The 14,261-nt window shown below is 68.9% G+C and carries 9 protein-coding genes and 1 pseudogene; 6 read left to right on the forward strand and 4 right to left on the reverse strand.

From position 1 onward, the window contains the following. Positions 1-146 precede the first annotated feature (146 nt). The gene (locus ACWDA7_RS01135; protein ID WP_450602114.1) at positions 147-1,049 is read right to left on the reverse strand and encodes a LysR substrate-binding domain-containing protein; all 903 of its coding nucleotides are present in this window, start codon (positions 1,047-1,049) and stop codon (positions 147-149) included. Positions 1,050-1,204: 155 nt separating this feature from the next. Here ACWDA7_RS01135 and ACWDA7_RS01140 point away from each other — a divergent pair, with 155 nt between their 5' ends. From ACWDA7_RS01140 to ACWDA7_RS01160, 5 genes are all read left to right on the forward strand, one after another. Continuing rightward, positions 1,205-2,422, forward strand: a complete 1,218-nt coding sequence (locus ACWDA7_RS01140) for a CaiB/BaiF CoA transferase family protein (RefSeq protein WP_450602115.1) — start codon at positions 1,205-1,207, stop codon at positions 2,420-2,422. After that, positions 2,419-3,636, forward strand: a complete 1,218-nt coding sequence (locus tag ACWDA7_RS01145) for an acyl-CoA dehydrogenase family protein (protein WP_450602116.1) — start codon at positions 2,419-2,421, stop codon at positions 3,634-3,636. The genes ACWDA7_RS01140 and ACWDA7_RS01145 overlap by 4 nt, the downstream gene beginning before the upstream one ends. A 21-nt stretch (positions 3,637-3,657) precedes the next feature. Then, on the forward strand, positions 3,658-4,833 hold the full coding sequence (locus ACWDA7_RS01150) for a thiolase family protein (RefSeq protein ID WP_450602117.1): 1,176 nt from the start codon (positions 3,658-3,660) through the stop codon (positions 4,831-4,833). Between the two features lie 392 nt (positions 4,834-5,225). After that, positions 5,226-6,716 carry a 3-hydroxyacyl-CoA dehydrogenase gene (locus ACWDA7_RS01155; protein ID WP_450602118.1) on the forward strand — a complete coding sequence of 497 codons (1,491 nt, stop codon included), beginning with the start codon at positions 5,226-5,228 and terminating at the stop codon, positions 6,714-6,716. A gap of 12 nt (positions 6,717-6,728) precedes the next feature. Next, positions 6,729-8,846: an FUSC family protein gene (locus ACWDA7_RS01160; protein WP_450602120.1), complete on the forward strand. Its 2,118-nt coding sequence runs from the start codon at positions 6,729-6,731 to the stop codon at positions 8,844-8,846. Between the two features lie 204 nt (positions 8,847-9,050). Here the strand turns inward: ACWDA7_RS01160 and ACWDA7_RS01165 are convergent, their stop codons facing one another. Continuing rightward, entirely contained in the window at positions 9,051-10,940 is a 1,890-nt protein-coding gene (locus ACWDA7_RS01165; protein WP_450602121.1) for a glycoside hydrolase family 15 protein, read from the reverse strand. A 187-nt stretch (positions 10,941-11,127) separates the two neighbouring features. Here ACWDA7_RS01165 and ACWDA7_RS01170 point away from each other — a divergent pair. Then, a pseudogene (locus ACWDA7_RS01170) lies at positions 11,128-11,388 on the forward strand (IS30 family transposase); the annotation flags it as partial. 109 nt (positions 11,389-11,497) lie between these two features. Here the strand turns inward: ACWDA7_RS01170 and ACWDA7_RS01175 are convergent. Together ACWDA7_RS01175 and ACWDA7_RS01180 are read right to left on the reverse strand one after the other, a co-directional pair. Further along, positions 11,498-12,943, reverse strand: a complete 1,446-nt coding sequence (locus ACWDA7_RS01175; protein ID WP_450602122.1) for a sensor histidine kinase — start codon at positions 12,941-12,943, stop codon at positions 11,498-11,500. A gap of 259 nt (positions 12,944-13,202) precedes the next feature. Next, entirely contained in the window at positions 13,203-13,871 is a 669-nt protein-coding gene (locus ACWDA7_RS01180) for a class I SAM-dependent methyltransferase (protein ID WP_450602123.1), read from the reverse strand. Positions 13,872-14,261 lie beyond the last annotated feature (390 nt).

A 14,261-nucleotide genomic window follows, 5' to 3' on the forward strand; every position in this document is an offset into this window, starting at 1 on the left:
GGTCTCCCCTCGACTCGTCCGAGCCGAGCCGGATTTCCCCTGCAGAACCCGCCGGCGTGAGCACACGGCCCTCGCCCTACCGGACCGGAGACCGTCCAGCGTGTCAGTACCACCTGGGCCGCGTCCCATGGATCTTTCACCCCTGATCATCCGGCCGTCGGGGTCGGCAGCACCCGCTCGGCCAGCCGCAACACCGTCGCCATGGCGCCCTTGGCTCCCTTTTCACGCCAAGCCATTCTCAGCGCGATCGGTTCGTAATGGTCCGTGACCCGTAGGAAGCGCACGCCCGGTGTGCTGACGTTGTCGGCGACCGTCGTCAGCGTCAGGGCGCAGCCCACCTCCGCCTCGACGAGGGCCAGCAGGGTCCAGGTGTCGGGCGCGAGCTGGACGATGTCCGCCGAGAAGCCGGCGCTGTGCGAAAGGCTGCGCAGCCGGTCGATGAGCACCGAGCCGGAGTAGGGCGGCAGCGAGACGAACGGCTCGTGCGCCAGCTCCTCGATGCGGACGGTCTTCCTCTGGGCAAGGCGATGCGAGGCGGCGACGGCGACGACGAGGTTCTCGTGCGCCACGACTCGTGCCGCGAGGCCCGGGATGGCGCCGTCCCAGCGGGAGAAGCCGATCTCCATCTCCCCCCTCAGTACCTTGCTGAGCGCGGGCATGGCGAAGTTCTGGCTGTGGAGCTCGATCTGGATGCCCGGGTAGTCCTGACGCACCTGCCGGGCCAGTCTGCCGACCATCGAGTGGGTCGACGCCCCGGCGAACGCCACTCGTACCAAGCCCACTTCACCTCGTCCTGCCGCCTTCACGACCAGGAGGGCGCGGCGATGGGCGTCCAGCATGTCCTGGGCCGGGCCGCGCAGGGCCTCCCCTTCCGCGGTCAGGCGAACGCTGCGCGTGGTCCGCTCGAACAGGCGGGCTCCGAGTTCCTCCTCCAGGCGGCGCACGCTGCGGCTGACCGGAGGCTGGGCCAGGTGCAACCGCTCCGCGGCACGGCCGAAGTGCAGCTCCTCCGCCACGGCCAGGAACACCTGCACGTCCTGAATCTCCATGACATCCTCCGCCCGCCTTGCCATTGATGTCGCTATTAATGTCGCTATTGAAATAGTACCCGTCCAATTAGGTATTGGACTCATATCAAAACGAGGCGCAGCCTGGGAAATGTCGCACGTGAGTGCGGTAAGCGATGGGAGAGAAGGGAGCAACGATGCTGTTGCCCACCGCGGACCCTGAAGAGGCGGGCCCAGTGGCCACCACCGGCCCCCTTGACGGCGTCGTCGTGGCCGACTTCAGCCGTGTACTGGCCGGTCCCTACTGCTCGATGCTGCTCGCCGATCTCGGAGCCACGGTCATCAAGATCGAGAGTCCCGCCGGTGACGAGACACGGCACTACAAGCCGCCCACCCTGGGCGAGGACTCGACCTACTACCTGTCCCTGAACCGCAACAAGCGATCCATCGTGCTGGACCTGACGAACCCCACGGACCTCGGCACGGCCCAGCGGATCGCGCGCCGCGCGGACGTCGTCCTGCAGAACTTCAAACCGGGAGGCGCGGCCCGTTTCGGGCTGGACCATCCCTCGGTCGCGAAGGAGAACCCCGCCGTCGTCTATGCCTCGATCAGCGGCTTCGGCACCCGGCCGCAGGCCGCGGGGCTGCCTGGATACGACCTCCTCGTCCAGGCGATGTCCGGCCTGATGGACGTCACCGGCACACCCGATGCACCGCCGCTGCGGGCCGGCGTGCCGATCGTCGACGTCATGACCGGCCTGCACACCGCGATCGGCATCCTTGCGGCCCTGCACCACCGCATCCGCAGCGGTGAAGGCCAGCACGTCGAGCTGAGCCTGCTGATGTCCGCCCTGTCCGGCATGGTGAACCAGACCGGCGCATACGTCATGGCAGGGACCGTGCCGCACCGGATGGGCAACGAGCACCCCAGCCTCTACCCCTATGCGCCCTTCGAGACGCGCGGGGGACAGCTGGTCATCGCCATCGGCAACGACCGGCAGTTCCGGCGCCTTTGCCGGGTGCTCGGACTGCCCGAGCTGGCCGACGACCCCCGTTTCGGCACCGCTCACGCCCGCAGCGTGAACCGGGACCACCTCAGGCCGCTGCTCACCCACGCCCTGTCCGAGCGGACCGCCGACCAGTGGTTCGACCTCCTGACGAGCGCGTCGATACCGGCAGCCCCCATCCAGGACACCGCCGGCGGTCTGGCCGCCGCGACCCGGTTCGGACTCGATCCCGTCGTCCTGAGCGGCGAGGGCGACCAGGCCCTTCCCGGAATCCGAAACCCCATCACCTTCTCGGCCACGCCTCCCACATACCGACACGCACCCCCGGGACTCGGCGAACACCGCGAGGAGATCCTCGCCTGGCTCGACGGCCCGGCTTCCGAACTCAACGAAAGGGATCCTCGATGACCGCAGTACCCGAACCCGTCGAAGGCATCCCGACACGCCCCGTGGACACCGACTACTACGGCCTGCACGAATTGCTGTCGGACGAGGACCGCGAACTCCTCCAGCGCGTCCGATCCTTCGTGCAGGACGAACTCCTGCCCGTCATCAACGGCTACTGGGAACGAGCGGAGTTCCCCCAAGCCCTCCTGCCGGGCTTCGCGAAGACAGGTGTGGTCGGCACAGCGGTGCAGGGGTACGGAGCACCCGGCCTCAACCGGTTCCAGACGGGCCTCGTCGCGATGGAACTCTCCCGTGGTGACGGGAGCTTCAACACCATCAACGCCGTGCACTCCGGGCTGGTCATGGGCACCCTCGACTTCTTCGGCAACGAGGAGCAGAAGCAGCGATGGCTTCCGTCACTCGCCCGGCTCGACAGACTCGGGGCCTTCGGTCTCACCGAGCCCCAGCACGGCTCGGACTCGGTGCGGCTGGAGACCAGCGCGCGCCGCAGCGGCGACGGATACCTCCTGTCCGGTGCGAAGCGCTGGATCGGCTTGGGGCACATCGCCGATGTCGTGGTCATCTGGGCCCGGGACGAGGCCGACGGCAAGGTGCGGGGCTTCGTCGTGGAGAAGACCGATGGCCGCTACCCGGACGGATTCCAGGCGTCCCCCATCCTCGGGAAGATCGGCAAGCGAGCCGTCCCCCAGGCGGACATCCAGCTTCACGATGTCTTCGTCCCCCACGACAACCTGCTCGCCCATGCCCATTCGTTCCGCGACGTCTCCACCGTCCTGAGCGCCACACGCTCCACGGTCGCCTGGGAAGCACTGGGGCACGCCACGGCGGCGTACGAGATCGCCGCGCGCTACGCCCTGACCCGCCACCAGTTCGGGAAACCGATCGCCGGCTTCCAGCTCATCCAGCACAAGCTCGCCAAGATGCTCGGGGAGCTCACGTCCATGCAGCTCCTGTGCTTCCGCTCGGCAGCCCTGCAGGACAGCGGACGGCTCCGCAACGCACAAGCGTCGCTGTTGAAGATGCACGTCTGCGACAGGGCCCGTGACCTGTGCCGGGAAGCCCGGGACATGCTCGGAGGCAACGGGCTCCTGCTGGAGAACGACGTGGCACGTCACCTCACCGACATGGAAGTGGTCCACACCTACGAAGGCACGGACTCCATCCAGTCCCTCATCGTCGGCCGCGACATCACCGGCATAGCCGCTTTCGCCTGATCCGCCGGGAGGAGAACTGACATGACAACCGAAAGCTACATCTACGACGGCGTGCGAACCGCCTTCGGCCGGCACGGAAGGGCACTGGCCCACATCCGGCCCGACGACCTCGCGGCCGAGGTCATCACCACCCTCCTCGCCCGGCACCCGGACCTGGATCCCGCGCGCATCGACGACGTCTTCCTGGGAGACGCCAACGGAGCAGGCGAGGACAACCGCAACGTGGCCCGGATGAGCGCACTTCTGGCCGGTCTGCCGACGTCCGTCCCGGGAGCCACCGTCAACCGCCTCTGCGGCTCCGGTCTCGAAGCGGTCGTCCAGGCGAGCCGCGCGATCGAGTCGGGGGACGCCGATGTGCTCCTCGCGGGCGGCGTCGAGTCGATGAGCCGCGCGCCCTGGGTCCTGCCCAAGCCGGAACGGGGGTTCCCCGCAGCCGATCAGACCCTCTACTCCAGCACCTTGGGGTGGCGTATGACCAACCCCAGGCTGCCCGCCCAGTGGACGGTCTCCAACGGAGAGACCGCCGAGATCCTGGCGGACAAGTTCGGCATCAGCCGCGAGGAACAGGACGCCTTCGCGCTGCGCAGCCACCGGCTTGCCGCTCAGGCCTGTCGCGACGGCGTCTTTGAGGACGAACTCGTCGCACCGGCCGGATCGAACCTGACGCGCGACGAAGGAATCCGGGAGGACACCACCCTGGAGAAGCTGGCCGCCCTGCGACCCGCCTTCCGCCCGTACGGCACGGTGACCGCAGGCAACTCCTCGCCCCTCAACGACGGCGCGGCCTGTCTGCTCATCGCGAACTCCCACGCGGGGATCGAGGGCGATCCGCTCGCCAGGATCGTCTCCCGTACCGTCGTCGGCAACGACCCGGACATCTTCGGGATCGCTCCCGTCGAAGCCGCCGACAAAGCGCTGGCCCGCGCGGGCCTGCGGTGGCAGGACGTCGACCTCGTCGAACTCAACGAGGCCTTCGCCGCCCAGTCGCTCGCCTGCCTCACGTCCTGGCCCGAACTCGACCCCGAGCGCGTGAACATCCACGGCGGAGCCATCGCCATCGGCCACCCCCTCGGTGCGTCAGGCGCGCGCATCACCCTGCATCTGGCCCATGAACTGCGCAGGCGAGGCGGTGGGATCGGCCTCGCGGCACTCTGCATCGGCGTGGGGCAGGGGATCGCGGTCGTGCTGGAAGCCTGACCGTCGGGGACTGTCCCGTATCCACACCGTCCGGCGTGCTGCTCGGCCAAAGCGCGTGCGACGGGTGCCGGACATGAGACTCGCCGGCGCATCAGCGACGTTCTCAGCCGGGCCGACCCGATTCCCGGCCACATGGCCCACGAGGTCGCCCGACCATCCCGATCAGCTCAGCGTACGGCCGAGGAGTACGGGGCCGATCCGCCGCCGACGGGCCGTGAGCCCGCCCGCTCGGGGAAGGCGTCACCGGGCGACCACCGACCTGGGCATCCTCGCGCGGTCGGGCACAGGCGAACAACTGCGCCTGTCGCACACGCGTATCGACCCGAGCGCACAGGGCCGCGCCGAACCCGCGGTCCCAGCCGACTGTCCACGCCGATCCAAAGGAGACCCACGTGCACATCAGAATCATCGGCACCGGCGTGATGGGCCGCGGCATCGCCCAGTGGGCCGCCACCGCCGGTCACACCGTCGAACTGGCCGACGCCCGCAAGGAAGCCGTCCAGGACGCGATCGAATTCGTCCGTCACATGCTCGCGCGGGCAGCGAGCAAGCACCGCATCGCACCCGTGGACGCCACGGCCGCGGCAGAACGGCTGATCCCGCTGGACGAGCCGATGGCACCGGGCCAGGACGTGGATCTGGTCATCGAGGCGGTCCTGGAGGACCTCGACGTCAAAGCGGAGCTGTTCCAGCGGCTCGAGCGGATCCTGCCCGCCCGGACCGTCCTCGCGACGAACACCTCCTCGCTGCCGGTCACCCAGATCGCCGCGCGGCTGTCCGACCCCTCGCGACTGGTCGGGCTGCACTTCTTCAACCCCGTGCCGTTGATGCAGATCGTGGAGGTCATCCCTGGAGAGCTGACCCGCCCGGACATCCCACCCGCTCTGGTGAAGCTGGTCCAGGAGACCGGGCACCGTGCGGTGACGGTGGCCGACACCCCCGGCTTCCTGATCAACCACGCCGGCCGCGGTCTGGCCACCGAGGCATTGGCCCTGCTGGAGGAGTCGGTCGCCGATCCGGTCGGAATCGACCGGATCGCCCGCGACGTACTGGGCCTGCGCATGGGGCCGTTCGAGCTCATGGACCTCACCGGCCTGGACGTATCGGCCGCGGTCATCGATTCGATCTGGCGCGGCTTCCGCTACTCCGACCGGCTCCGGGCCTCCTACCTGACACCCAACCGGGTGGCGGCCGGGCTGTACGGCCGCAAGACCGGGCGCGGCTTCTACTCGTACGCTCCCGACGCCCCCGCCCCGGCCGAGGAACCGATCACCGGTGACGCCGACCGGCCGGTCCAGGTCGCGGGTGACGGACCGGACGCCGACGCCTTGCGCCAGACCTTGGCCCGGGCCGGTGCCGACCTGTCGGCGTCCGACCGGGCGATCGTCCTGGTTCCCACTTGGGGTACGACCGTGGCCGCTGCGGTCTTCGGCGACGGCCTGCCCACCCGGCGTACCCTGGGCATTGACGCTCTGTCGCTCGACACGCCGCGCCGAGTACTGGCCACGACCCCCGCGTCGGACCCGGATGTGGTGCGCGACGCGCAGGCCGTCCTGACCAGGTCCGGTGCGACCGTCACGGTCGTCCGGGACACCGCGGGATCGGTCGCCCAGCGGCTGCTGTCCTCGATCGTCTCGGTGGCGGCATCCATCGCCGAGCGCTCGATCGCCACCCCCGACGACATCGACGCGGCGGTCACGGCCGGCCTCGGCTACCCGCACGGCCCGCTCGCCTGGGGCGAGCTGATCGGACGGCGGCGACTGCTCACCCTGCAGGAGGGACTCCACCGCACCACGGGTGACCCTCGCCACCGGCCGACCCGCTGGGTCACCGAGCGCGTCCAGCTCGGTCTCCCCCTCACCTTCGGCCATACGGAGAAGTAAGGAGCCCCGGACATGCGCTGGTGGTCGTCGCTGGTCACGATCGGCCGGGAGGGGCTGCGCGTCCAGCAGGTCTTCGCGGCTCCGTCGGCCATCGCACGGGCCGTACTGGCCGTGCTGCTCGCCACGGTCCTCGGCCGGCTGCTGGACGACCCTGTCGCCGGGGCCATGGCCAGCGTCGGAGCGTTCATCTGCGGCATCGGCACGCTGCTGAGCCCACTGCGGCACCGTGTGGTCAACGCGCTCGGGATGGCCGCGGTCTTCAGCGCGATGGCGGTGCTGGGGGCCCTGGTGCACGACACCACCTGGCTGTTCCTCCTGCTGCTCGCGCTCGCGGCATTCGCCGCCGGACTGTGGCGGACGCTGGGCGTCGCGCCCGGCATCCGGGGTTGCCTCACGCTCATCGGGCTGATGATCACGGGTGATCTCGCTCCCGACGTGCACGGCGGCCTGGTGGTCGCCGGGTGGATCGCGACCGGGACCGGACTCGTCGTGGTGGTCCAGCTGCTCCCGCCGTACGGTCCTCGGTTCGCCGCCCAGCGCCGTGCCCTGGCGGCTCTGTACCGGGCACTCGCCGAGGCCTCGGTCGCGGCGGACTCCGCCGCCCTGGCCCGGTCCGCTCCGTTCACGGCGGCCCGGCAGGCCCTGGATCTGCTGCCGCAGTTCAGCCGACCTCCGGCGGCGGCCATGTTCGGACTGCTGGGAGAGGCCGAGCGCATCCGTCGCGCGCTGCAGACCGTGCGGCTGACGGCACCCACGGAGGCAGCGGCCGGGAGCCAGGAAGTACTGGCCGCCGCCGCTCAGGTGCTGGACGGCATCTCCCGTACGGTGGCCTCCGGCCGCGAGCACGGCACCCCCGAGGAGGTCTGGACCGTCCTGGAGTCGTGGGCGGCCGCCTCGCCCGTGCGCAGCGTGCGCGACCTGGCCACGCGGCTGCGGCCGGCCGAGCAGCTGGCCCTGCGCTCGACCGACGACCGCCTCGGCGATGCGCTGGAACCCCACTCCGAGGTGCCGGGCCTGTACGCGGGCACCGCCTCCGCGGCACGCGCCGCCCGGCGGATGCGGGCGCAGTTGCATCCCCAGTCGCCGATCTTCCGCCATGCGGTGCGGCTCGCGGTGGGCGTGGGCGTCGCCGAGGTCATCGGCCGGTCGATCGGCGGGTGGGGCGGGCTGGGCATCTCCGCGCACGGCTTCTGGGTCGCCCTGACCACCATGCTGGTGCTCTTCCCGGAGTATGGGCACACCATCGCCCGCGGCTGGGGACGGGCGACCGGGGCCGTGCTGGGCGGTCTGCTCGCCTGGGCGCTGTCCCTGCCGCACTGGTCGCCCCTCGGCCTTGCGGTCGCGTCGGTGGTGCTGGCGGCGGCCTCGTTCGTGACCCTGCGGACCGGACAGCTGATGCTCAACCTGTGGCTGACCGCCTGGATCGTCTTCCTGATCCACCACGTCGGCGGGCTGCCCGGGCCCACGGCGTGGGCACGCGCCGCCGACACCGTGGTCGGCGCCGCGCTCGCCGTACTCATCTTCCTGGTCTGGCCGACCTGGTCCACCCGGCGGCTGCCGGGCCTGCTCGCGGAGTGGCTGCGGGTGCAGGACCGGCTGCTCCCCGAGCTGCTGACCGGCTATGCCGACGTCGGAGCGACCGATCCGGCGGCCGTCGACGAGCTGCGGGCGCGATCACGGCAGGTCAGGGAGCACCTGGAGACCGCGGTGAAGGAGTCGCACGCCGAACCGACCCAGCGCCACAGTCCCTGGTCGACCGCGCAGCTGGAGCAGATCAGCACCCAGGTGTCCATGGTCGCCCGGTGCGTCACCCTGCTGCACGAACACCTGCCGCGAACTCCGCACGACACCGTGCCGGAGCTGACCGAACTGGCCGATCCGATGCACGAACACCTCTCCGCCCTGGCCCGGTCCGCCGCCGGAGCCGAGCCCGTGGCCCCAGGAGCACTGCGGTCGGTGTTCGACTCCTTCGCCGCCCGGTCCGGCCTGCCGGCCGAGCTGTCCTACGGTTCCGACAGAGCCGTGACCAGCCACGCCGTCGCCCTGAGCGCCGCAACCGTCGACGCCGTCGAGGCCCTCACCGCCACCATCGCCTCCCGCCACCGCCCCCGTCGCCACGCGGCAGCCTGAGATTCCGCAGGCCGGTCGTCCGCCTCGGCCGGGGGCTCGAGGGATCGGTGCGGCGGGCGCCCGGGCGCGGGGCCGATGCTCCGGTGGTCCCAGTGCTTCCCCGCCCCGTCGACGGTGCCTGCGTCCTCGGTTCCGCCCCCCGTGACGGCGGCCGGTGACCATGCCCTCGTGCTCGGTCTGCGGCGCCGGCCGGTGGGGACGGGGCTACCGAGCGGACACCCAGTACGGCCCCGGAACGAGCGAGGAGCGCGGGACGACCGGCACGGCCATCTCATCGAGGTGGGCGTCCAGGGTCAGCGCCGCGTTGATGATGGCGAGGTGGGTCAACGCCTGGGGGAAGTTTCCCAGTTGTTCGCCGGTCAGCCCGATTTCCTCGGAATACAGTCCGAGATGATTGGCATATGTGAGCATCCTCTCGAATACGAGCCTGGCTTCTCGAAGACGGCCGGCGAGAGCGAGGGCTTCGACATACCAGAAGGTGCACGCGGAGAAAGTACCTTCGGAACCGCGTAGCCCGTCCGGGGAAGCGGCCGGATCATAGCGGTAGACGAGATTGTCCGACACCAGATCCTTCTTGATCGCTTCCATCGTGGACAACCAGCGGGGGTCGTTGGGGGCGATGAACCCCACCGCCGGCATGACCAAGAGGGAGGAGTCCAGGACATCACTGCCGAGGTACTGCGTGAACGCGGCGCGCTCCCGACTCCAGCCGCGTTCCATGACCTGCGAGTAAACGGCATTGCGGTGGCGGATCCAGTCGCTCAGCTCGGCCGGACGGCCTCTGGCGGTCGCCATGCGAATGGCCCGGTCCAAGGCGATCCAGGTCGCGACCCGACCGTAAGTGAAGTTCTTGTCCCCACCACGGGTTTCCCATATTCCCGCCTCGGGCCGCTCCCAGTTGTCGCACACCCAGTCCACTATGCGGGTCAGCGCCTGCCAGTTGGCGTAGCTCGTCTGCAGACGGCGCTGGTCGGCGTGTTGGAGGCAGTCCAGCACCGACCCGTAGATGTCGAGTTGCAACTGGTCCGCGGCGCCGTTGCCGATGCGTACCGGAGCGGAGGCCCGGTAGCCCTCCCAATGGTCCAGGGTCTCCTCTCCCAGATTCCCCGAGCCGTCCACCCGGTACATGACCTTCAACGGGTGTCCCCCCTCATTGGCCTGTTCCCGGACGCGGTCGCCCATCCAGTCCGTGAATGCGGCGGCTTCCTCGGTGAAACCCATCCCGAGCAGAGCGTGCAGGGACAAGGTGGTGTCCCGGACCCAGGCGTAGCGGTAGTCCCAGTTGCGCTCGCCGCCGATCTGTTCCGGCAGGCTGGTCGTGGGAGCCGCGATCATGGCCCCGGAGGGGGCGTAGGTCATGAGTTTGAGTGTCATGGCAGAGCGGTTGACCATTTCCCGCCATCGACCCGTGTACCGGGAATGTGCCAACCAGTCGTGCCAGAAGCTGACCGTGTCCTCCAGAAGCCGGTCGCACTCCTCCGGCGGAATGATGCGGGGCGGACCGTCGGGGTCCGTCTCCAGCAGCACCCCGCTGGCACCGCCGGCCCTCAGCCTTGCCGTCAACTGCAGCACACCCTCGCGAATCCGCCCTTCGCCCGCGCACTTGTCGCCGAGCGAATCCACGACGTGTACGGCCAAACGCTCATCTCCGCTGGTGAATTCCCAGCCCTCCGCGGTCGCGTTGACGTCATGCGGTTGCCGTGCATAGTCGAACCGGGGCGCGACCTCGATGTTGAACGCCATTTCGCCCCGCGCGCACCGCAGCAGACGTACCAGCCGGTGGTTCCTCGTCGGCCTGCCCGTCAGCACCGGGGGCATGAAATCGATGACCGCCGCCACGCCTTGCTCGGTGAGGAATCTGGTGACCAGCACGCAGGTGTCCGGAGAATAGTGCTGCCGTTTCGCGTACGTCTCCACGCGAGGACTGATCTTGCAGTAGCCACCAGTCTGATGATCGAGGAGCGATCCGAAAATACTCGGCGAGTCGTACCGCGGACTGCAGAACCAGTCGATCGTCGCCTCGGAGGAGACCAGTGCGGCCGTCTGCAGGTCACCGATGAGCCCGTGTTCCGATATCGGTGGGTATTCGTCCATAGAGCTTCTCGCCTTCCGATCGGTCGTATCGCCCACCGAACCCTGTCTGCGTCGGCCCTTCCCCACTGGTCGTCCGCCACCTGCCCTGCTGCTCGCCGCTGGATGGCGCCCCATGTCCAGATTGCATGCTGTGGACAGGTCCCGCATGATTTGTCGCCCCTTGCCGCGAGAGAGACAGAACAAGCCCCGGCATCAGGACCGCCGGTGGGCGACGTCGTGGGCTCCGGAACAGATCTCCCATCGGCTCAAGACCGACGTCCCCGACGATGGCTCCACGCGCATCCCGCACGAGGCGATCTCCCGGGCCCTCCGCACCCAGGGACGCCGAGTGCTCAAGCGCGGGCTCGTCGCCTGTCTGCGTACCAGGCGTGCGCTGCGGGTGCCGCGAGCAGGCTCCCGACAGCGCGCCGACAGTCACGTCACACCGGACGTCATGATCAGCGAGCGGGCCAGCCGAGACCGAGGACCACGTCCCGAGGTTCTTCCACCCTCCATCGGAGCGCGCACGTGTTCAACGCGCACGCGGACCGTGCGGTGGAAGGTGTTGTGCTCCCCTACTACGCCGCTGCCTCGGAGCGCGCGCGCCCGGGCTCCATGGCTGACGGTGGGTTGCGCGTACCGGGGATACGTATGACCGCCTCGGTCCCCTGAGCGTCGGCGGGCTGCAGCGTCACTGTGCCACCGGCCTGCTCAACAACCTTGGCCACGATGGCGAGGCCCAGACCGCTTCCCGGCAGGCTGCGCGCTGTCGGCGAGCGCCAGAACCGGTCGAACACATGCGGCAACTCGTCGGCGGGAATGCCCGGACCTTGGTCGCGCACCGTCAGCCGGCCGTCGCTGAGCCGAAGGCTCACGGTGCCTCCGGCGGGCGAAAACTTGACGGCATTGTCGAGCAGGTTCACCACCGCTCTTTCCAGAGCGGAGGGTTCGGACAACACGTACCACTCATCCAGGTCACTGGTGAACTCAAGTTCACTGCCCCGCAGCTTCACACGCTCCAGGGCACGTCTTGCCACCTCGTGCAGGGCGACGACATGCAGGGATGTCTCGTCTGGGGTGGTGTCCGGCCGGGAGAGCTCCTGCAAGTCGGCTATGAGGGCCGCAAGTTCTCCCACCTGAGACTCCACGGAGTGAAGCAGGTCATTCATGGCCTTTTCGGGAAGGTTCCGGCCTGACCTGTGGCTCCTGATCAAGAGTTGGATGTTCGCGCGGAGCGATGTGAGTGGGGTGCGCAACTCGTGTCCGGCATCGGCGATGAGTTGCTGTTGGCGGTCTCGCGACGTCGCGAGAGCCTCGGTCATGTCATTGAAGCTCTTGGAAAGCCGGGCGATCTCGTCATTGCCGTCGGCGGGTATCCGAACTGTCAGGTCTTGCGTGTGTGCGATGTGCTCCGCGGCATCCGTGAGATGTCCCACCGGCCGCAGGCCGGCACGGCTGATTCCTATCCCGGCCGTGGCCGCGCCGACGACGCCGAGTCCTGCGAAGCCGAGCAGGAAGAGGGCGAGACTGTTCAGGGGCTTGTCCACGACATTGAGGGATTGCGCGATGGATACCGCGTAGTCTCCCGAGAACCGCGGGGGCATATCGGGATGTGTCGTCGAAACGCGCATCCTCTGCCCGTCCTGCGACGTGGCGTCATGCACCGCCGACCTGAGCATGCCCCGCGCGACGGCGAGATCGCTCTCATCGACGGCAATCTTCTTGTTGCCAGGAGCGACACATACCGTCCCGTCCGCGGTGATGACCTGCACCACGTAGGGCGTGGGCGTTTCGCTGCGTTGACCCGTGTCCGGCAATTCCGTACCGCACAGACTCAGCAGATCCTGGACATACGAGGGCGATGCCTGCACGCTCTCCAAGTTCGAGTCCAGTTGAGCTGTCAGCTGCTGTCGGGTGACGAGCCATGACGCTACTGCGACAGCACTCACCGCTACGGCCACGGCCACGGCAGCGGACAGTCCCAGTCGCAGCCGCAAGGTCAGACGCCAGAGCGGGCTCTTCATGTCAGTCGTTCCCCCGAGTGTTCACTGCGCGCCCCTTGCCACTCCGAGGCAGGCGCGTCGCACCATGGCCGCCCACCGGCCCCGGGCGCACTCCCAGACGGCGCACGCACGCCGGCTGCACCGTGCGCTGACCGGCTCCCTCGTCCTATGCCGAGAGTGTGCGACGCGAAAATGAGAGCCATCTGAACGGTCTCACCCGATGTCCCGCCGGCCCGGCCTCCGAGGAGCTGCAAGCTCATCATCAAGGGGATGGCGGCCACTATTGGTCTGTGGACGTGGCCTCGACTTTGCGCGCGAGCAGGTGAATCTCCTGGAACTGCCGCCGGTCGGCGGGCTGTGGGTTACGAACCATCCGGGCCACCTCGGCCAATCCGGACGTGCGCAGCATCGCGGCGAGGTGATCAGGCGACCACCGATAGGCCGGCGCAACCGCGTGGTCGAAGACCTGTGGCGGGTGAGACGGGTCATCGCCGGCCCAGAAGCCGACCAGAAGATAGCCGCCAGGTGCCAGCACACGATGGAACTCCGCCAAGATGGCGGGGAGTTCTTGCGGTGGAGTGTGGATGATGGACCAACGTGAGAGGACGCCTTCCAGCATTCCGTCGGCGATGTCCAACGCGGCCATCGAGCCCACGTCGAACCGCAGGTCCGGGTAGGCCTGTCGAGCCAACTTGATCATCGCAGGAGAGGCATCCACGCCGAACGCCGCCAGCCCCAACTCGCTCAGGCAAGCGGTGATATGGCCAGGCCCACATCCCAGGTCCGCCACCTGACCGTCGCCACTCGCACTGACGACCTCGGCGAAGGCACTCAAGACTGCGCGATCAAGGGGCCTGCCACGCAGCTCGTCGCGGAACCGCCGCGCATACAAGGAGGCAGCAGCGTCGTAGGCATCACGGGTGGCACTGAGAGCATCATGTCCGACCATGTCCGCGACAATAGTCCTGGCGCTGAGCCCGGCTCCCGTTCCTCCCTCGGCTGCGCACGCCCACGGCGGATCAGGGGACATCCTTCGTGGTGCCGGCCTGCTCAAGTCCTCACCTTGTTTGCTGGTCATACCGACGGCCGATAGCGCCGAGCGTATAGACGCTGATTCGCCTCGGACGGCCCGGGGAGGACCCCGGCGCTCGGTCGTGCAGTACTGCGCCATGGGCGGCTCCGCCTCACAGCACAACCCACACCGGGTCCCACCCTGGTTCCCCGGGGTACCCCGCACGATGGGGCACGCATGAGGCACGGGCACCTTGAACCGGCGCATCTCTCCCAGCGCGGCGATCCTGGGCGCGCCGATCTCGTCGGTGGTCTCGCCCGTCCGGAT

The sequence above is a fragment of the Streptomyces sp. NPDC001156 genome (assembly GCF_053598275.1).